At 43.0% G+C, this 19,279-nt stretch carries 17 protein-coding genes and 2 tRNA genes; 17 read left to right on the forward strand and 2 right to left on the reverse strand.

Annotation, left to right across the window (positions count from 1 at the left end):
- Positions 1–134 precede the first annotated feature (134 nt).
- Together WC805_00560 and WC805_00565 are read left to right on the forward strand one after the other, a co-directional pair.
- A complete protein-coding gene (locus tag WC805_00560) occupies positions 135–1,103 on the forward strand; it encodes a CAP domain-containing protein (protein MFA5966997.1) in 969 nt (322 codons plus the stop codon).
- Positions 1,104–1,613: 510 nt separating this feature from the next.
- Complete coding sequence (locus tag WC805_00565) at positions 1,614–2,633, forward strand: succinylglutamate desuccinylase/aspartoacylase family protein (protein ID MFA5966998.1); 1,020 nt, start codon at positions 1,614–1,616, stop codon at positions 2,631–2,633.
- Positions 2,634–2,824: 191 nt separating this feature from the next.
- Here WC805_00565 and WC805_00570 read toward each other — a convergent pair whose 3' ends face one another.
- Positions 2,825–3,571 carry a helix-turn-helix domain-containing protein gene (locus WC805_00570; protein MFA5966999.1) on the reverse strand — a complete coding sequence of 249 codons (747 nt, stop codon included), beginning with the start codon at positions 3,569–3,571 and terminating at the stop codon, positions 2,825–2,827.
- 375 nt (positions 3,572–3,946) lie between these two features.
- On the opposite strand from WC805_00570, the gene WC805_00575 reads away from it, so the two are divergent.
- The 5 genes from WC805_00575 (at position 3,947) to WC805_00595 (ending at position 6,450) form a co-directional block, all read left to right on the forward strand.
- On the forward strand, positions 3,947–4,135 hold the full coding sequence (locus WC805_00575) for a hypothetical protein (GenBank protein MFA5967000.1): 189 nt from the start codon (positions 3,947–3,949) through the stop codon (positions 4,133–4,135).
- 166 nt (positions 4,136–4,301) lie between these two features.
- Complete coding sequence (locus WC805_00580) at positions 4,302–5,375, forward strand: ABC transporter substrate-binding protein (protein ID MFA5967001.1); 1,074 nt, start codon at positions 4,302–4,304, stop codon at positions 5,373–5,375.
- A 205-nt stretch (positions 5,376–5,580) separates the two neighbouring features.
- A tRNA-OTHER gene (locus tag WC805_00585) sits at positions 5,581–5,652 on the forward strand.
- A gap of 19 nt (positions 5,653–5,671) precedes the next feature.
- Positions 5,672–5,744: transfer RNA gene (locus WC805_00590), tRNA-Met, on the forward strand.
- A gap of 94 nt (positions 5,745–5,838) precedes the next feature.
- Positions 5,839–6,450, forward strand: a complete 612-nt coding sequence (locus tag WC805_00595; protein MFA5967002.1) for a DedA family protein — start codon at positions 5,839–5,841, stop codon at positions 6,448–6,450.
- A 250-nt stretch (positions 6,451–6,700) separates the two neighbouring features.
- Here the strand turns inward: WC805_00595 and WC805_00600 are convergent, their stop codons facing one another.
- Positions 6,701–7,429, reverse strand: a complete 729-nt coding sequence (locus WC805_00600) for a helix-turn-helix domain-containing protein (GenBank protein MFA5967003.1) — start codon at positions 7,427–7,429, stop codon at positions 6,701–6,703.
- A 194-nt stretch (positions 7,430–7,623) separates the two neighbouring features.
- On the opposite strand from WC805_00600, the gene WC805_00605 reads away from it, so the two are divergent.
- The 10 genes from WC805_00605 to WC805_00650 all read left to right on the forward strand — a co-directional run bounded on the left by WC805_00605 (position 7,624) and on the right by WC805_00650 (position 19,193).
- Positions 7,624–8,739, forward strand: a complete 1,116-nt coding sequence (locus WC805_00605) for an ABC transporter substrate-binding protein (protein ID MFA5967004.1) — start codon at positions 7,624–7,626, stop codon at positions 8,737–8,739.
- A 102-nt stretch (positions 8,740–8,841) separates the two neighbouring features.
- Entirely contained in the window at positions 8,842–9,177 is a 336-nt protein-coding gene (locus WC805_00610) for a hypothetical protein (GenBank protein ID MFA5967005.1), read from the forward strand.
- Between the two features lie 217 nt (positions 9,178–9,394).
- The gene (locus tag WC805_00615; protein ID MFA5967006.1) at positions 9,395–10,531 is read left to right on the forward strand and encodes a hypothetical protein; all 1,137 of its coding nucleotides are present in this window, start codon (positions 9,395–9,397) and stop codon (positions 10,529–10,531) included.
- A gap of 112 nt (positions 10,532–10,643) precedes the next feature.
- Positions 10,644–11,579, forward strand: a complete 936-nt coding sequence (locus WC805_00620) for a DUF5671 domain-containing protein (GenBank protein ID MFA5967007.1) — start codon at positions 10,644–10,646, stop codon at positions 11,577–11,579.
- A 9-nt stretch (positions 11,580–11,588) separates the two neighbouring features.
- Positions 11,589–12,329 (forward strand): ZIP family metal transporter, encoded by a 741-nt coding sequence (locus WC805_00625; GenBank protein MFA5967008.1) that lies wholly within the window; start codon positions 11,589–11,591, stop codon positions 12,327–12,329.
- A 120-nt stretch (positions 12,330–12,449) separates the two neighbouring features.
- Positions 12,450–13,514 (forward strand): UDP-N-acetylmuramate dehydrogenase, encoded by a 1,065-nt coding sequence (gene murB / locus WC805_00630; protein MFA5967009.1) that lies wholly within the window; start codon positions 12,450–12,452, stop codon positions 13,512–13,514.
- A gap of 81 nt (positions 13,515–13,595) precedes the next feature.
- On the forward strand, positions 13,596–14,603 hold the full coding sequence (locus WC805_00635) for a hypothetical protein (protein MFA5967010.1): 1,008 nt from the start codon (positions 13,596–13,598) through the stop codon (positions 14,601–14,603).
- 74 nt (positions 14,604–14,677) lie between these two features.
- Entirely contained in the window at positions 14,678–17,392 is a 2,715-nt protein-coding gene (gene gyrA / locus WC805_00640; protein MFA5967011.1) for a DNA gyrase subunit A, read from the forward strand.
- A gap of 4 nt (positions 17,393–17,396) precedes the next feature.
- Positions 17,397–17,813: a hypothetical protein gene (locus WC805_00645; GenBank protein MFA5967012.1), complete on the forward strand. Its 417-nt coding sequence runs from the start codon at positions 17,397–17,399 to the stop codon at positions 17,811–17,813.
- Positions 17,814–17,888: 75 nt separating this feature from the next.
- Positions 17,889–19,193, forward strand: coding sequence for a S1 RNA-binding domain-containing protein (locus WC805_00650; protein MFA5967013.1), 1,305 nt, complete (start codon positions 17,889–17,891; stop codon positions 19,191–19,193).
- The last annotated feature ends 86 nt before the right edge of the window (positions 19,194–19,279 follow it).

The raw sequence follows: 19,279 nt of genomic DNA on the forward strand, positions 1-19,279 counted from the left end.
TAGTTTTATAGTTGACAAATCAAGATTTTACTGGTATAATAACATAATACTGTTCGAAACTTCCGCCAGCTGGCGGAGCCTGATAACTAAACAGAAGAGTTCTCCTATCGTCGAACGATAAAACAAAAACAAAAGTGAAAAATCAAAACAGAAAAACATCAGCAGAAGTTTATCCTAAATTGGGCAGAGGCCTTCTTTTAGCTGCCAAAGTGTTTTTAGTAGCCAGTTCAGCCGTTTTATTGGCGGCAGCCTATCAGCCAGTATTGGCGCAGGGTTTACTGGGAGAAGAAACCGAGATTATCCGCCTAACTAATCAATTACGGCAAGATCAAGGTTTGCCGGCACTCATAGTAAATAATAAATTAAATTCTTCTGCTTTGGCCAAAGCTAATGATATGGCAGCGAATAATTATTTCGGACACGCGGATAAATTAGGTAACCGGATGGCTTATTGGATTAAGGCGGCTGGTTATAATTATTTGCGGGCAGGTGAAAATTTAGCCAAAGGATTCAGCAGTCCAGAAAGCACTGTAGCGGCGTGGGTGAACAGTCCGACGCATTATGCCAATCTGCTCAATTCTAATTATCGCGAGATTGGAGTAGGAATTACCCAGGGTTATTTGGATGGGCGTTTAACTACTTTTGTGGTGCAACATTTTGGCGAACTGATACCTAAACTCGATTTGACTCCCGCTGCCGTTATTAAGCCTTTAGCCAGTTTTGCCAACGTGCTAGGCGATAACTTAGACGGAACAGCCCCCCCGGTGTCTTTATTTACCCCGGCTTTAGAAATAAATAACTTGGAAGCTAAAGATAAGGGCAACGATTGGCCTAGCCAATACAATGAAGCAACCACCATCAATAACTCGCCGGGAGGTCTTTTGTTAGTAGTCTATGACGATATTAGAGATGGTTTGCTAAGACAAAGACTGATGCCGGCTGCTTTAGCCGATGATTACACTACTTTGGGGTTACCGCCTCGCGGTTATCAAATCGCTCAAATAGTGTTTACCGTATTAGCGGCTCTGGGAATCTGGGGTTGGCTATCGGCTTTGATGTGGCCAGTTTATGCTTGGCTAATAAAACTGAAAAGCCGAACCTGATATTTAATGGAATAATACAGGAAACCTGCCGGATGGCAGGTTTTTTGTTCCCGGCTTTAAGGTTGACATAAGGAGTAAAAAGGTGTAAATTAGGGCCAGTTTGAACATCAAATCCAGCCGTCATTCCCGCACTTCTTTCGTCATTCCCGCGAAGGCGGGAATCCAGACAAAAAACAAACAAGATAGCATTTTTGTTTATGTTTCTGTCTAGATCCTCAGATCAAGTCTGAGGATGACAAAGGATAAGTGTTAATACATTTGGGGGATATCAAAACAATCGATTAGGTTCGATTGATGTTAATTACATATTAGATCGGATAGCAAGTCAGAAAGTTCCCCTCCTTACCGAGCCTGCCTGCCGGCCTGCCTGTCCGGTAGGCAGGTAGGCAGGGAGGGGTAAGGGGTCTCCGACTCGGATGAGTCTCTGACTCGGAGAGAGGTGGATAAATAATTAATCCACCCCACCCAGCCTCCCCTCAATAAGGGGAGGAGTAGCTCACTAACCCCTAGATGCTAACCGCTATTACTATGAATGCTTTAGCTAAATACAATTTGACCGGCCAGCAAATTCACTACTCGTTTATTAATGTATTAACGGGTTCGGATTTATCGTCTCGTCGTTTGGCAATTATGGAAGCCAAGAGTAAAAACTCTGGTCCGGTAGTTTGGCTGACCGGTTGCGTGCATGGCGAAGAGGTGGGTGGGATTGCTATTATTCAAGAAATCTTCAAGAAATTAAAAAAAGAGCCGCTAATTGCCGGATCGGTTTATGCCTTTCCTTTAATGAATCCGATGGGGTTTGAAATGGGTTCTCGCGGCATTGGTGTGAGCTCGGATGATTTAAATAGATCTTTTCCTGGAAATCTCAAAGGGTCTCTTGCTGAGAGGATTGCCGATAAAATTTTTACTACCATTATGGGAACTAATCCCACTTTGGTGTTGGATTTGCACAATGATTGGACCCAATCGATTCCGTATACTCTGATCGATCCCTATCCCGGAATTGAACATAAAGAGGCCTATGAAAAAGTGAAAACCTATGCCGAGCAAACCGGCTTGGTGGTGATTAACGAACAAGAAGAGGTTGATGATAAAGACGATTTAAAGCGGACTCTCTCGGGTAGTTTGCTTCTCAAGAACATTCCTGCCATCACTTTGGAATTAGGCGAAGCCTATATTGTGAACGAGCAAAATGTGGAAGAAGGCGTTAAAGCCATCTGGAATATTTTGATGAAATTAGGCATGGTTAATCCGGTGGAACAAAAAATGGACTATCCCATCCCGGCTGAATTAAAAGGCAAAGTGCTGCATTATTCACATCAGCCGGTTAGTTCCAGTTCGGGGATTATCCGATTCAAAGTCAAACCCGGCCAATTAGTTAAAAAAGATCAGCCGATTGCCAAGATCTATAATGTATTCGGTAAATTAGAGCAGACGCTCGCGGCCGATCGGGATGGGATTGTCTTAGGCCATGCCGATTCTTCCGTGGCTCTCCCCGGCGAACCCATTGTCTCATTTGGATTCCTTTAAACCGTCATCCTGCGAAGCCCGGCGTAGCCAAAGGCGAAGACGGGTCATTCCCGATCTGCCTCCGCCCAGAGGGCTCGGCCCGGCGGGATTGGGAATCCCCTGGCCGCGTCCCGCAACAGCGGGCAGGCAGGCCTTTGTCTTCTTCGTCATCCTGAACTTGATTCAGGATCTCCAGCTTGAGCTGTATTCATCTATGCCTTGGGTTGCTTGAGATTTTCCCAAAGGAGGTTAAAAATTGCCTTCAGGGTGTCGGAAATTTGTTGCGATTCAATAATTAGACTTATCTTTTCATCGCCAAACGACAGAATAGCGATTTTGTTGCCATAAATATTAATCTTGGTTTTAATCGGGAGCTTGCTCTCCGGCACAATTATTGTTTCGCGGAGTTCCTCAGCATCTTTCTTCTTACCTTCCACGGCATCTTTATCATAGGGGACGATCGAGCGAACTTTAATATGCTTCTTTTTCCTCTGAATGATATATTGATTAACAAAAGTCTGGGGTACGACATCAAAAGTTCCTGCCCAGGTGCCAATAAATAATATCTCTGCTCCATCAGGTTGATTTAAGGTATCATTAAACACATATTTCGATCCCTCAACGCCTTCATAAAACCTGATCTTAGGTTTTTGGGGACTTTGTTTAGTCAGGAGTAAAAGTTCGGGGGTTAACTCTTTAATTATTTTTTGTTGCCTATCGATTAATATATTTAGTCCTTCCGGGTCAATGCCGTCGTATAAAGTTCTTTTGCCGACCACGGTGGCAACAATCAACCCCCTAGCCACCATATCGGCCAAAAATTCGTAAATCGATGTGCGTTTAACGCCAGATTTTTGGGCTAGTTTGGCGACAGTAGTGGGGCCAAATTCTAAAGCTGACAAATAGACCTTGGCTTCTTTTTCGTTGAGTCCTAATTGCTGCAATTCTTGGGTTAACATAATTGGTAGAAAGATTTTTTATGTTGACGGAAATACCGACAGATACATTATAGCACACCTTTAATCTGGGGTCAATAAGGTGGTCTGAACTGATTGTGACGAAATTGCAGGTGACTATATAAAATATGACGAAAATAGTTGACAATAAAATAAGGTAGGCGTATACTGTCCGTATCGGGATGAGAAATATTCTACTCCCAGAGCGTAATACTCATCCCAGCACCTAAAAAATAGTCGGCAGACTAAAAAATGCAGGGAGCCAAAATGGAAAACCTCGAAGTTACTTTAATAAAATGCAGTAAATGTGTTGTCGGTGAGGCAATAACAATAAAACCGAGCATAATGGTTCACGCACATGAATTCACTCCAAATGCAATGAAAATGGAACGAGTTCCCGACCAAAAGTTTGTGCGAATGAGCCAGAACTCAGTAATCGGCATTGTCGAAGGAATTACTGAAGGGGCGGTTTATATTTGGCATCAAAATAAAGAAGGTGTTTACGAATGTATTGCCTGCACAGAGTTTGTAGAAAAAGACGGCACCATTGAAGTCGTGTCAGACTAAAGTATAAATCATTAATCAGCAGGAGATTAATTCTCCTCCTTTTCTGAGTTTATGACTCAAACAAGTGTTGAATTCAGAAAAGGATAATGTTATATAACATTACCTGTGTGCTAATTTTGACCGAAAAGCACATAAATAGGAATAATTATAAATCTAATAAATAGATATGAATACCAATAAAATAAGTTCTAAATTTGTGTGGTCAGTCATAGGTATCATGGTTGTTTTAATTGTTGGCTACTTTGTGTTTAAAGGTCCTGCTAATTTAGCAACAGTAGAACAAGTAAAAGTAGGAGCAATTTTGCCATTATCTGGTCCAGCAGCAGTTTTTGGCGAACCAATGAAGAATGGTTTAGACATGGCCATTAAAGATAATAAAAATATTCAGATTATTTACGAAGATAGTAAAGCTGTGCCAGCCGATGGGGTGACGGCCTACCAAAAGTTGATTGCCCAGGGGGTGAATGTGGTAGTCTCGGCCTACAGTGGTGTCAGTATACCTCTAGCTAAGTTGGCTTTGGAAAATAAAACTCCGTTAATCATGTCGATAGTTGCGGCCAGCAATGTGACAAATACATATGCGTATCGGTATTATGCCAAACCCAGCAGCTATGTTATCCCAGCTTTTACCGATCCCAGCTCCCCGTTAAACAAGCTGACTGATATTGCTGTGCTGCATCAGGATAGTGAGTATGGGAAGTCTATTAGCGACATTATTGTCGATGTGGCTAAAGAAAAAGATAAAAAGATAGTCATCAATGAGTCTTTCAAAGTGAATGAAACTGACTTTTCTACGGTGATGCTTAAAATTAAGAACGCAAAGCCGCAAGCAGTTTTATTTGTTCCGTCTATGCCAGCTGAAGCGATTGCTATTATGAAAAAAGCCGATGAGTTAAAAGTAAATGCAATCTTTATTGAAACAGGGGCGGCTTTTTCTGACCCAGCGGTACAAAAACAAGCCCCAGCCATGACCTTCTATACAACGGGATTCAAATTCTCTCTGCCGGATGATAATTCGGTGTTCAAGGACCTCTACAAGAGTGCCTATGGGGCTAATGCGAACTTCGCTGCCGCCTTTGGCTACGATATGGGCAAACTAATTGTCGCCTGTGCTAAAAAAAGTTCAAATATCCAGGCTTGTTTGTCTCAAACTACTAGTGTAGATGGGATCACAGGTAAGATCACAGGAATTACTGGTGAGGAAATTAACCCACCCATGATCTTGATGAAGGTTAACTAAGTTGTAATACGAAAAAACCTCCGGATATAACGGAGGTTTTTTCGTATGTGTCTATGGTGTCATCCGCGGATTTCCTGTTAGCCAGCGGACTATTGAGTGGTTGTAATTTAAGAAAAGTTATAATCCAAAATCAAGATTGACATACGAAATAGCGGATTGGTAGAATATAAACCACATGCCCCGACCGGGTCGCCGGCGGGGACCGGGCGGTGTGAAAGGTTACATCATAAGGACTTGGGATCCTATGTGATCGGAGGTTCAATTCCTCCCACCGCCTTGTCTTTGCACCTTTTCTGCGCAGAGTAGATCAGCTGGTAGATCACCAGACTCATAATCTGGAGGCCGCGGGTTCGAATCCCGCCTCTGCAAAGTTTGCCACCCACATACCTCTCTCTCAACTAAGGGAGGTATTTTTTGACTAACCTACTGAGCTCCTAACTAACTGACCTGCTATCATATATTTATGAGTGTGTTTGAGCAGATCGCAATTTGGGCGACGCAGATGATCGGGACTTTAAGTTATCCGGGAGTTTTAATGTTGATGGCGCTGGAATCCATGATTGCACCTATCCCCAGCGAGGCCGTGATGCCTTTTGCCGGCTTCTTGGTGGCCGAAGGCCAGATGAGCATGCTATCCGTAGTCATCTGGGCCACTATCGGCTCAATTATCGGCAGTTTAATTTCTTATTACATCGGACTTTGGGGCGGTCGCGCTTTAGTTCTGAAAGTCGGTAAATATCTTTTGTTAAATGAGCATCATTTAGATGTGACAGAAAAATTCTTTCGCAAAAGGGGAGACATCACAGTTTTCATTAGCCGATTTATTCCGGTAGTTCGCCATTTTATTAGTATTCCGGCTGGCATGGGCAAAATGCCGTTAATTCCTTTTGTGATTTATACAGCAGTTGGGGCGGGGCTATGGAACTGGATTTTAACTTATGCCGGATTCCGCCTTCGCGCCAACTGGGCCACTATTACCCCGTATTTCCACATCGTCGACAAAGTTATTCTGGGAGTGATTGTTTTAGCTGCCCTCTGTTTTATTTGGAGCCAACTCAAACCCCGTAAAGTTTAATCGTTGTCATTCCCGCGCAGGCGGGAATCCAGACATAAACAAAAACATCGTTACCTTTCTAGAAAGGTAACGCCAAAGTCCCGGGCAGTCGTCGAGGCTATGAAATGGCAAAAATCTCTGGGTGTTAATAGGCCCAACTTGCCCGATAATGCCATCGGCTTCAAACATGGCCTTAACCCACAGAGATTTTACTCATTCCATTACCGCCTCTCCTCCAATGCCCGGCCTAAAAGACAGCGAGCCAAGATTTTTATTTCTTTAGTTTTTTCCAGAGCAGGTGGTAAATCTGGCGCATGGTGTCGGCAATGCCATGGCTTTCAATTATGATACCGATCTCATCAGGATAAGACATGAAAGCTACTTTGTTATTGTAGATATTAATTTCGACTGGCGGATTAAACTCTTCCTTGGGGAGTAGTAGGGTATGGCTTAATTCTTCTTTGTCGCGGGCGGCATGTTCGCGAGTCCTTTTTTCATCCGTAGCTATTCTTTTAGCATAGATATGATGTTTATTTCTCTGAGCCAGATATTCTGCCGGGAAATCGGGAAGGGCTGCAAAAATATCTAAAGTATTAAATTCTAGAATTTCACGTGGCTTCTCTTTAATGGTATCAGCATAAATTTCTTCGATGCCAGATTTACCTTCATAGAAAACAATCTTAGGTTTGATTTGACTCTTATTGTAGATAGCTTGTAATTCGGGCAGGCTATTAGTTAGTTCTTTTTGGTAGTGCTCAAAGCGATGAACCAAATTTTTAGGGGACTCGGCCACGTAACGAGTCTTGTTTTTTTGTTTAGTTTTATAGACGAAATTACGGATAGCTAGTCGCTCTAGAATGGAATAACCGGTAGTCCTGATCACACCGGCTTTATGGGAAATATCTTGGGCAGAAGCCGTGCCCATCTCTAAAGCAGCTAAGTAGACTTTGGCTTCGTTAGGGGATAGGCCCAGATTATGTAAGGTGGTTTCTTTGTTCATAATTAGACGATTATTTCGTCATCATTCATCTCAATTATACCATTATTGAACAGTCTAGTCAATGCGATTATATCTTATAATACGAACATTTTATTAATGAGTATGTAATTTATAAATAATGACGAAAACAATAACAATCAGTATCATTGTCAGTAAGCACATGGCTCAGGAATATATATTAATTTTTTTCTCAAATGAAAAATTGGACTTGGGTATGGGGAGTATTATTAGTGGTGATAGTAGTCGTGGGTTTAAGTCTGATATCCACCAATAAGTCAGTTGACAAAGAACCAATCAAAATCGGTTTGTTAGCTCCCTTAACCGGCAACGGATCGGATATAGGGATTAACAATAAAAAGGCTTTTGAAGTGGCTGTGGCAGAAGTTAATGCTCAAGGCGGTGTCAACGGTCGTCCTTTTCAGGTAGTGGTAGAAGATAGTCAAGGCTGCGATCCAAAGGTGGGGGCCACTGCTATGCAAAAACTCGTTAATATCGACAAAGTAACTGCAGTTTATTCGATTGCCTCAGGCGTAGCCATGTCTTCTCATCCGATAGCCGAACAAGGCAAGGTAGTGCACTTTAGTTGTGCCAGCAATCCGACTGTTACTACTCTCGGAGACTATATGTTCAGAACAACTCCCTCAGACAGCTTCGCTGGCCAGGTGGCTGCTGATTATATCTTTAACCAAATGAAAATAAAGAAAGTGGCTGTTCTCAACTGTGATAATGACTGGTGTGTGGGGCTAAAGAATGCTTTCAAGGAAAGATTTGTCCAGCAGGGCGGTAGTGTAGTGATCGAGGAGCAAATTAAATCAGGCGCCAAGGATATTAGGACGGAATTAGCCAAAATCAAAACTGTTAATCCGGAACTAATTTATTTCCCGAGTTATCCCATAGAGGCATTAACTGGGTTTAGGCAAGCAAAAGAATTGGGCATTAATGTGCCCATCTTTGGCGGAGATGTGTGGTTGGATGAAGTTTTAGCGAATAATATTGCCGGTATTGGCGGTGATAAGTTTTTTACGACGCCAGCTAAAAATTATTCCGAGGCTTTTAAACAAAAGATTGGGGGCAGTGTATCTCTTTGCGCGCCAGATGCATATGATATTCCGATGATTTGGGCTAAAGTCTTGAAAAAAACTGGTACCGATCCAGAATCCTTCAAAAATGCTTTGTATAAAATGGCCCCTTATCAAGGGGAAAGCGGAGTAATTAGCTTCGATGCTAATGGCGATCTCAAACAGGCAGTTTTCGATATCAAGTCATTCGCCGACGGTGCTATTAAAGATTACCAACTCAAGGTTTCTTAGGATAGGTTAAATTATTAACCAAGAGAATTTAGTAACCAACTTGCTACTTGATTTAAAAATCGTCCCCGCCAAATCGGTCGGGATCTCCTAAGGAGGGAGAAAATGGTTAAGACCAGGAAGAAAATTTACTGGCTATCTGCTTCTGATCTGGACAAGCTACAGAGCGAAGCGATGGAGTACTTTCATGGCAATGACGCCGAAATTATAAAGGATTTTGTGCCACTGGAAGGGCTTCAAGATCTTAATAGTTATATTGCCACTCACGACGACGGATTTGTTTATGCCGTTGATGCTCCTACCCACATGGTTGTGGGAGCGGCCCTGGATGGAAAAGAGTTTGGGCTCATGTATTACGATGCTACTAGTCTTGAGGTGTGGTATGTAAACACACCTCACGAGAGAGCGATCACGCGAGTGAGCATCTTCTACCCTGAGTAACTGGCTTCGCTGGTGGTAATCACCGAGATAAAGAAGTCGCCTCGCACTTTAAAAATACCCACCAAGAATTGGTGGGTATTTTAGTTGCGCGTACGACTTCTCTCAGATGCTAACCGCTAACCCTTAGATGCTATTCTGGCGGAGCCAGCGGAGGAGGTGCTCGGTGGTCAGGTTTTTGAGATATAATAAAAGTAGTTATCTTTAATCGTTTAATCAAATGGGGAAAAAGAGAAAGTCAGGGTTAATCTTATCTTCAAAGAAGCTATGGTTGCAGTTGATTGGTGTTGTAGTAATTGCAGGTGTTATTTATTATGGGGTATCGTTTGCCAATAAAAGTTCAGCTTTTGGCATAATTGAACCGGGCAATGGTCCGTCTTCCTTGGGTACGCAAATAGTTTATATATCTAATAGCGGGGACAATAACAATACGGGTCTAACCCAACAAACCCCCGTTAGAGATATAAGAAAAGCGGTTGCAGTAGCCAACCAATTTAGTAGCAAGCTGGTTACTGTTAAGTTCATGGAAAGCCAATATCAAGCAACACCGAACGACTTATATAATTATCCTGGCGATTCGAAAATCTCAATATATAATCCGATGGCGATCGCTTTTAAGCCAAATGATACGATTGAAAGTGTTTCTATTAAAGCGCCATATAGTAGCAATGCTTTGATTACAGTAGCAGTTTATGCGGATAGTCCGACACCTGTAGTTACTCAAAGTGTGTTTCTTGATAGAATCGGAGGTAACAACATCGGTTTGCAGATAGTTGGAGCTAAAGCACAAGTAATTGTGAAGAAAGGTAGATTTACGGGTGCAACTAGTCCGTCTAACCACTACCAGTTACAGGTAACAACCAGTAAATATGCCGAGATTATTGGCAATTATTTTGAACTATCTAAACCAATAATCGGTAGTTATAATGCCAACAGAGTGATGCCTAGCCTAAAACTGGGAGCTTTAGATAACAAACCGACTTCTATAAGGGTTACGGAAAACACTTTTATTTTACCGGCAGATTATAGTGAAACATATACGCCGGGAAGTGGTATAACCCAATCAGCCGGCATCTTGGTTATGACTGGTCCAGCTCAAATATTTGGTAATATTTTCAAAACTACCGGAATAGATAATTTCGTTGACAAAATAGGCGGTGGCTTACTAGATTCTGGGAATTTACATAACATTGGCATTATTACTTGTTACGAATCTCGTAACGTGGAAATTACTAATAATGATTTTTCAACTTTCGATGGTTTAGATGTGGTTAGTCGTGCCCATATCGAACAAGCCTACCATAATGAAAACAAACAATCAGTTATCATAAAAGATAACTTCCTCTGGAAGCAATAACTGTTGGATAAAAACTGCAAATTAACTGGCCCTGGCGATTGCTGGGGCTAGTTAATTTTGGCATGCCAAGATAGGATATAATATTAAAGGTATTATCATTAATATTAACCATATGGAAAAGACGTATAATTTTGCCCGAGATGGGTTTATGTATTTATTAAGCTATGCCACTCTGTTGGTTTCGAGTGTGGCGATGAATTATCTGTTGCGGGGGGTGGTAAATCACTATATTCCAGATGCGCTGGACCGAACCACTTTTTTGGGCAGCAGTTCGGAATTAGTCGGTTTTTTGGCAGCGGTAGTGATTGCCTTCCCAATCTTTCTTTATGTCAATTACTCCGCTAATAAATTATTAGGCCAAGGTAAAATAATCCATGATACGGGAGTGCGCCGATGGCTCTTGTATATTACTTTGGTAGTTGTAATCCTGGTTATTATTGCCCAATTGATCTCACTCTTTATCGCTTATTTCTCGGGTAATTTAGTTTTGAGGTCGGCTCTGGGAGCTGTAATTACGCTAATTATCGCTTTTGTGGTGTTGGGTTATCAGTGGTGGCATTTAAAATTCTTTGACGGCACTGCCAAAAAAATCAGCACTAATTTCAAGATTTTTGAATGGGCAGTGATCGCTGTGGTGACGGCCGGAGTGATTTGGACATTCTTTGTCATTGATAGTCCGACTGTCATCCGCAATAAGCGGTTTGACGATACCCGCGTTCAGAGGTTGACGACGATCAGCTATTCCATCCAAACCTATTACGGCGATGCCGTGATTGGACATCGAGTTTTGCCAACCAGTTTACAGCAATTAGTCAGTGATACCAGAATCTTTATCGAAACTGATGGTCTGGTGGATCCGGTCACTAAACAGCAATTTGAATACAAAGTGTTGGCGGCAAAAAGCTATCAGTTGTGCGCGACATTTGCCACCGATAACACCAAAGATGCCGCTGCTGTTAATCAGCCCGCTGGCACGCCGAAATTTGTGGGAGCAAATTCATTCGCTCACCCGGTTGGCCGCAAATGCTTCGATCTGACTGTCCAATAAAATAAACTTATGCCGATTTTAGGATATATTGTCAGCGCCGTTTTAGTTGTCAGTTTAATTTCCCTGATCGGGGTAGTGTTCTTTTGGGTGAATCAGAAATTTGTTACCAAAATCGTACCCTGGCTGGTGGCGTTTGCGGCGGGCACCCTGCTCGCGGCCGCTTGGTTCGATTTGATCCCGGAAAGTTTAGTCGGATTAGGCGAAAGTGCTTTTATTTGGGTGGTGGCCGGGATTTTATTGTTTCTGTTGTTTGAACAAGTTTTGCATTGGCACCACGAACACGGCCACGATTGTGACGAATGCGGTTCTAGGCCCAAAGCAGTGGGTTATTCAGTTTTGTTGGGCGATGGCCTGCACAACTTTTTAGACGGAGTGTTAATCGCCTCGGCCTTTATGGCCAGTGTCCCAGTGGGGATAGCGACCACTATGGCGGTGATGTTCCACGAAATTCCTCAAGAGTTGGGAGATTTTGGTGTATTGCTGCACAGCGGATTTTCTCGCACCAAAGCGCTTTATTTTAACTTTATTTCTGCGCTCGCCGCTGTCGCTGGGGGATTGGTGGCTTATTTTGCCTTAAATAGTGTGCAAAATAGTATTCCTTACATTGTGGCGATCGGCGCCGGCGGATTTTTGTATATCGCCCTGACGGATTTGTTCGCCGAACTTAAAGGCGGCAAAAATATTATGTTGCGGTTAGGCCAGATGCTTGTTCTAATATTCGGCATGTTATTAATTTATTACCTCGTTTGATCCCCGTTAGAGATCCACTGCGGTTGATTTGCACTATAAGTATGTTTAGTCCATCGATAAATAAGTTAAAATATTTATTACTAATTTGCGGAAACACGATTGTTTCCTATCTCTAACGGGGTGAAAAAGAATTACTCGCAATTCATTTTGAAAAGTCCAATTAAGGTGGCGCGGGGGGTAAAACTCTCGCGGTTTTGCACTATGAAGGTGGGGGGACCGGCGGATTTATTTACGACAGCGAAAACTAAAACAGAATTGATGGAAGTTTTGCGGTTAGCCCATAAATTAGGCATCAAATATTTTGTGTTGGCCGGTGGAAGCAATGTGGTGTTTCCGGATAAAGGTTGGCGGGGGTTGGTGGTGAGGTATACAGCCAATCGGTTTGTCATTCTGAGCGAAGTCGAAGAATCTCGAGACACTAAAGCTCGGAGATCCCTCCACTTCGGTCGGGATGACAGAAAAAAAGCCCGGAATGACGGGAAGGTTGCTCTCCGATGGAGTCCGGATACTCCGTCCTCATATGGAGTCATTGGACCGATGCTTCGATCGGAGCGGTCGCGCATCTGCGCGACCGTGGAGGCGGGGGCGATGTTGGGGGAGATGGTGCGGAAATTGTTGAAACAGGGTTTAGGCGGATTTAATTTTTTGGCGAATATCCCGGGGAGTGTCGGCGGGGCAATTGTCGGTAATGCCGGCTGTTATGGCAAAGAAACGAAAGATTTTTTAGAAGAGGTCGAAATTTTTAATGTCAAAACCGGTAGAATTTCCATAATGAAACCAAGTAAATTAGGATTTGATTATCGCCACTCTAAATTAAAAGAGCACCCAGAATTAATCGTCTTGAGCGCAATTTTTAAATTAGCCAAAGTTGATCCAAAACAGGCGCTTAAAGAAATCGCCGCCGAAAAACAGTCGCGTTTAGACAAACATCCGCAAGGTCCCTCTTGTGGGAGTTGGTTTAAAAACCCCGAGCGGGGCGTACCGGCCTGGAAATTCATTGATCAGGCAGGTTTGCGAGGCTATACCTTAGGCAAAGCCAGAATATCTCACAAACACTCTAATTTCTTGGTTAATTGTGGGGGAGCTACCGCGACAGACATTGTCAAACTATCTCGTTTAGTTAAAAAAAAAGTTAGCTCCCAGACAGGAATTTACCTAACAGAAGAAGCCCGGCTAATCAATTAACTCATAAGCTTCTTTTTAGGTTGAAAACAGGCATTTTTTTAGATATAATAAGACCATTATCGGTCTATATTTTAATTACAGATGGAAGACAAAGATATGGGGGATTTTTCCCATAATGATGCGCCAGTGAGCGATGAGGAAATCGAGAGAATGCAACGAGCTAATAGCCCCAGAACTACCGGAGTAATGTTAACAGTGTTCGTGGCGATTTTAGTGATTATGATCGGAGGATTAGCTTCGTATTACTATTACAGCGTGCAAAAACAAGGCAGTAGCCACGAACAAATTATTCGAGAAAACTGGGATGAGGTGGTCGTAACTACTACCAATCTGACTAATGATTTTGATAAAATCACAGAATTTTCCGCTTTCTTTGATGATACCAAGGGAAGCTTTCAGGAAACCCTGACTTCTAGCAACCGTGTTCTTAAAGATGTATCTTATAATCTGCAAAGTATCAGCGGATATGCTTTTTCCGGCAATATGGTTGTTACTAAGATGCAGGGTTTTGTAGAAGATTATTTGGATTATTTGCGAGAATTACAAAGCGTGATAGACAAGGGGCGTAGCGGTCTGATTAACGAGATCACTGAATTGGATGAATTGGATAGACTCAGCACGGCCATGAACGAGTCTTATGATAATCTGCTAATTGCCGACAAGTCTAAAACTATTGAATCCACTTTGCCGGCGAATCTGTTTAAAATATCGGATGGAGCTAAGGATCTTATTCAAAAGTATCTAGACAACAAGAAAGAGCAAGGCAAAGTTGATGATGCAGTTAAGGCAGCCGCGGAGGAAATAGCCCGGAAATTCATGCAAGCATATATGAATAAGGATCCGGACAGCATGATGATGTATTTAACCGAACAAGCCAAATCGGAATTCAACCGCGGGATTGTCGAGGATGCCACGGAAATCAAAAGTTTTGAAATTACCGATACGCGCAAAATTACCGATACGCGCATGGAAATTGATGCTAAAATTAACAAAGAAACTCCCGACAAGGGAACGCAAATAGAAAAGCGGCGGTTTGTTTTGATCAAAAAAGACGACAAATGGCAGATCGACTCCTGGAAAGTCGTCTAAGGGGTAGAAAGTTAATAATATAATAATTATTTAAAGCCATAGGCCGTAGCTAAGAGCGGTAATCAGTTCTATCTATGAAAAAAGACGAAAATATTATCGAAGATCATATCGGGAAGGTAAATCCACGCATTCTCGAACAGGAAATGCAGGAATCCTATTTAGCTTACGCTATGAGCGTAATTATTTCCCGGGCTTTGCCGGATGTGCGCGACGGTCTTAAGCCAGTGCATCGGCGGATTTTGACAACTATGAATGATCTGCATTTGAGCCATGCCGCCAAGCATAGAAAATCAGCCAAGATTTGCGGCGATGTATCAGGCAACTACCACCCCCACGGTGAAATTATTGTTTATCCGTCAATGGTGCGCTTGGCGCAGCAGTTCAGTATGCGCTATCCCTTGGTTGATGGTCAGGGTAACTTTGGTTCGATTGATGGAGATAATCCGGCCGCTATGCGTTATACCGAAGCCAGAATGACTCGGATTGCCGAAGAGATGTTACAGGATTTAGATAAGAATACGGTCGATTTCCAAGACAATTATGACGCTACGCGGCAAGAACCCAAGGTTCTGCCTACCCGCCTGCCCCAGCTCCTTCTGAACGGTTCTATGGGCATTGCCGTAGGCATGGCCAGTAATATCCCGCCGCATAATTTAGGAGAAATAGTCGATGCGGTTTGCCAACTCGTAGATAAACCGGACAGTTCCGTAGACGATCTGATGGAGTATGTACAAGGTCCGGATTTTCCCACGGGCGGAGTGCTATATAATCCCGAAGAAATTAAAAGCGTTTATGCCACCGGCAAGGGCAGTGTCGTAATACGGGGCGTAGCTGAAATTGAAGAGGCTCAGCGCGGATATCGCATTATTATTACTGAGGTTCCTTATCAGGTGAATAAAGCCGAATTGGTGACTAAGATCGCCGATTTAGTTAAAACCAAGAAGATCATTGGCATCTCTGACTTACGGGACGAGTCGGATCGTAAAGGCATCCGCATTGTTATAGAATTGCGCGCCGATTCTTACCCTAAAAAAGTATTAAACCAGCTATTTAAACTCACACCACTGCAATCTTCTTTCCATGCTAATATTCTGGCTTTAATAGCCGGCGGTTTGCAGCCTAAAGTGCTCAGTCTCAAGTCGGTTTTGGAAGAATTTATTGCTCATCGGCAATCCGTCATCACGCGGCGGACAGAATTTGAGCTGGCTCGCGCCCAAGAACGCGCCCATATTTTGGAAGGACTGAAGATTGCCCTAGATAATCTTGATGCAGTAATCAGTACCATCAGAAAATCTGATACAAAAGAGGCTGCTCATATTAATTTAGTTAAAAAATTCAAACTTAGCGACGCACAAGCCACGGCTATTCTAGAAATGCGTCTGTCGGCTTTAGCTGGGTTAGAGCGGCAAAAAATAGAAGATGAATATAAAGAAAAATTAGCCCTCATTAAAGATCTAAAGAGCATTTTAGGGGATCCGCAGAAAGTTTTGGAGATTATCAAGAAAGAATCCCTAGAATTAAAAGCCAAGCATGGTGATGCTCGCAGAACACAAATTACTAATCAGACTCTCGGTAAATTCAGCGAAAAAGATCTTGTACCCAATGAAGAAGTAATTGTCACTTTAACTAAAGGGGGTTATATCAAAAGACAGCCAGTAGCGGTCTATCGTTCTCAGCATCGGGGAGGCAAGGGTATTATTGGTATGACCACTAAAGAAGAAGACCAAATCGAGATTATTCAATCTACGCAAAATCATGATGACATCTTTTTATTCACTAATCGCGGTCGGGTTTTCCGGCAGAAAGTTTATGAGATTCCCCAGGCATCTCGGATCGCTAAAGGCACGGCGGTAGTTAATGTTATTCAACTGGCGCCCGAAGAAACCGTGACTACTTTACTGACGATGCCCTCTTATAAGCCGGGAGATAATCTTGTTATGATTACGCATAGAGGAGTGATCAAGAAAACTGAAGCTGAAAAATATGCCAATATCCGGGCGAATGGTCTGATTGCTATTAAACTGGATCCCGGTGACGAATTAAGATGGGTGCGCAAGTCCCGCAAGCAAGATACGGTAGTGATCTTGACTAAGGAAGGACAATCAATTCACTTTGAAGAAAGCGACGCCAGGCTCTTGGGCCGGAGCACTCGCGGAGTGCGGGGAATTAAGCTGCGGCCGCATGATGAAGTTATCTCAGCCGATGTGGTGAGGCCGGGCGAAGACTATGCCTGTTTAGTTATCGCAGAAAAAGGATTAGGCAAACGGACCAATCTAAATCAGTATTCGATTCAACGGCGCGGCGGTATCGGTGTCAAAACTATGCATCTAACCGATCGGACAGGCAAGATTGTGGGTGGCAGATTAGTAGAAAAAGTCTCTACGGCCGATCTCATTATTACCTCCAAAAACGGCCAGGTTATCCGGACTCCGCTTAATTCTGTCCCGATGTTAGGACGGGTGACACAAGGAGTAACTCTGATGCGCCTGAAAAGCGGGGATAAAGTCGCTTCCTTCAGTATTATTGCTAAAGAGGAAGAAGAGGGTAAGTCGGAAAAAGAATCCGCTCCCAAATCATCCCCGACTAAACCGGCGCCGGCTACCGCTATGCTATCAGCAACTAAAAAAGACAGCTTTGTTAAACGTAAAATAATCGGCGGCGGCCTAAGAGAAAAGACTTCCAAACTAGCCGAAAAAAGTCGGGGGTTTGTAAAGAAAAAGATTTCTCTGTCCGACAAGGAAACTAAGGCAGCCACTAGTCGGCTGAGCAGTAAAAGAAAGAAAGGATAAAAAAATGGCTATTAAAAATATTTTTCACTATACTTATTATTTCGATGCGTCTATAAATTCAGAATTTCCCGGATTTTGGGCGATGGTGATTATATTAGCTCTGATTTTGGTGCTCTCGATCATTTTACAGACAAGGCATAATAAATTATTCAAAAAACTAAACAAAGAAAAGAAGTTCTGGTGGGCGCATTGGTTAAATATGGGGTATACCTTGAGCATCACGGGGCTAATCTGGCTCTTTTTCCGTTACCAAGGCATTGCTTATTTCAACTGGCGATTCTGGCCCGCTTTGTTAATATTAGGAATATTGATTTGGCTGGCTTATTTAGCTTATCAACGCAGGCTACTCCCCAAACAACGCCTTGAGCAGGAAGCCGAGAAAAGCCAGGCTTATTATTTCCGGCGGAGACGCAAAAAGTAAAAAACTTGACCAGGAGCTCGAATTTGCCTATATTAGATAGGCGTCGCTATATTATTAAGTTATATCCTATAAATTATGGCTACTAAAGCCAAACCAGTGGTGACAGATGATCCTATGGCTAAGCTGCTAGAGACAGCCGGGGATTTAGGTATTCTGAAAACCGGGGATTTGGTCGAGGGTATAGTCACCGCCGTAACTTCCAACCGGGTTTGGATCGATATTGCGGATGGTAAATTTACCGGAATAATTTCTAGTAAAGAGCTGGCGGAAGCCGGCATCTCCATGCCAAACTTCAAAGTGGGCGATAAGATCGTGGCTTCAGTTGTCGAACAAGAAAACGATGAAGGATTTGTCATCTTGAGCATCAGAGAAGCTTTGCGCAACCGGGGCTGGACTTCATTAGAAAATCACTACAAAACCGGAGAGATGATTTCTGCCCGAGTAGTCGAAGCTAATCGCGGCGGTCTGATTATGGAAGCCGATGGCGTGCGCGGATTTTTGCCGGTTTCTCAATTAACCCCGACGCACTATCCGAGAGTAGGTAACGATAAAGACGAAATTTTAAGTAAATTATCTAAATTTGAAGGCCAAAACTTAGAAGTTAAGATTATCGGTCTAGATAAAGATATAAATAAACTGATTTTCTCTGAGAAGGCCGCTAAACAAGAAGAATTCGATGCTCTCACTGCCAATATTCAGGTCGGAGAGGTATTGACTGGCCGCGTGAGCGGAGTGGTAGATTTCGGTATTTTTGTGAATTTTGGAGAATTAGAAGGGCTGATCCATATTTCAGAAATTAGCTGGGACAAAGTCGATGATCCTAGAAATTATGCTAAGGTGGGCGATCGGATTCCCGTGCAAGTGATCGGTATTGAAGGTGATAAGATTTCTTTAAGCATGAAACGGTTAGTGGAAGATCGCTGGTTGGATTTGATTAAGGAATATAAAGTGGGCCAAGTAGTGGAAGGGGTAGTGACTCAAATTATGCCGTTTGGCGTGTTTGTTAAAGTCGAGGATAAAGTAGATGGACTGATTCATATCTCGGAATTGTCGTTTGAACATGTGGCCGACCCCAACGATATCGTTAAATTAGGAGACAAATTACAATTAAAAGTTATTGATATCGAACCGGAAAGCCATCGTTTCGGCCTGTCCATTAAAGCTTTACAATTGCCAGACGAGGCGATTCCAGCTAAAAAATCGTCCGCGTCTGATTTGAATAAGTTAGGTTTATCGGATGCTTTGGTCCGCAAACTCAAGGAATCCGGTATCGATAATACAGCCATACTCAAAGCCAAATCCCTCGAGGAAATTAAGGCGATAAGCGGGATCGGCGAAAAATCTGCAGCCAAAATTATGGAAGCCCTCAAAAATGTGTAGTTAACACCTATTCGCCTTGTCATTCCGGCCTCCGAGCCGGAATCCCTGCCTACCGGCAGGCAGGCAGGCCTGGATTCTGAATCCGA

Source organism: Patescibacteria group bacterium, assembly GCA_041659905.1.
In the GTDB taxonomy this organism is placed as follows: Bacteria; Patescibacteriota; Kazan-3B-28; order Kazan-3B-28; family UBA10110; genus UBA10110.

Excerpts from the sequence above, each read along its gene's own strand:
- WC805_00605 (MFA5967004.1), top strand. The coding sequence starts at position 7,624 with ATGAAAAATTGGACTTGGGTATGGGGAGTATTATTAGTGGTGATAGTA.
- WC805_00610 (MFA5967005.1), top strand. The coding sequence starts at position 8,842 with ATGGTTAAGACCAGGAAGAAAATTTACTGGCTATCTGCTTCTGATCTG.
- WC805_00580 (MFA5967001.1), top strand. The coding sequence starts at position 4,302 with ATGAATACCAATAAAATAAGTTCTAAATTTGTGTGGTCAGTCATAGGT.
- WC805_00570 (MFA5966999.1), bottom strand. The coding sequence starts at position 3,571 with ATGTTAACCCAAGAATTGCAGCAATTAGGACTCAACGAAAAAGAAGCC.
- WC805_00595 (MFA5967002.1), top strand. The coding sequence starts at position 5,839 with ATGAGTGTGTTTGAGCAGATCGCAATTTGGGCGACGCAGATGATCGGG.
- WC805_00615 (MFA5967006.1), top strand. The coding sequence starts at position 9,395 with ATGGGGAAAAAGAGAAAGTCAGGGTTAATCTTATCTTCAAAGAAGCTA.
- WC805_00565 (MFA5966998.1), top strand. The coding sequence starts at position 1,614 with ATGCTAACCGCTATTACTATGAATGCTTTAGCTAAATACAATTTGACC.
- WC805_00650 (MFA5967013.1), top strand. The coding sequence starts at position 17,889 with ATGGCTACTAAAGCCAAACCAGTGGTGACAGATGATCCTATGGCTAAG.
- WC805_00600 (MFA5967003.1), bottom strand. The coding sequence starts at position 7,429 with ATGAACAAAGAAACCACCTTACATAATCTGGGCCTATCCCCTAACGAA.
- WC805_00625 (MFA5967008.1), top strand. The coding sequence starts at position 11,589 with ATGCCGATTTTAGGATATATTGTCAGCGCCGTTTTAGTTGTCAGTTTA.
- gyrA (MFA5967011.1), top strand. The coding sequence starts at position 14,678 with ATGAAAAAAGACGAAAATATTATCGAAGATCATATCGGGAAGGTAAAT.
- WC805_00645 (MFA5967012.1), top strand. The coding sequence starts at position 17,397 with ATGGCTATTAAAAATATTTTTCACTATACTTATTATTTCGATGCGTCT.
- WC805_00620 (MFA5967007.1), top strand. The coding sequence starts at position 10,644 with ATGGAAAAGACGTATAATTTTGCCCGAGATGGGTTTATGTATTTATTA.
- WC805_00635 (MFA5967010.1), top strand. The coding sequence starts at position 13,596 with ATGGAAGACAAAGATATGGGGGATTTTTCCCATAATGATGCGCCAGTG.
- WC805_00575 (MFA5967000.1), top strand. The coding sequence starts at position 3,947 with ATGAAAATGGAACGAGTTCCCGACCAAAAGTTTGTGCGAATGAGCCAG.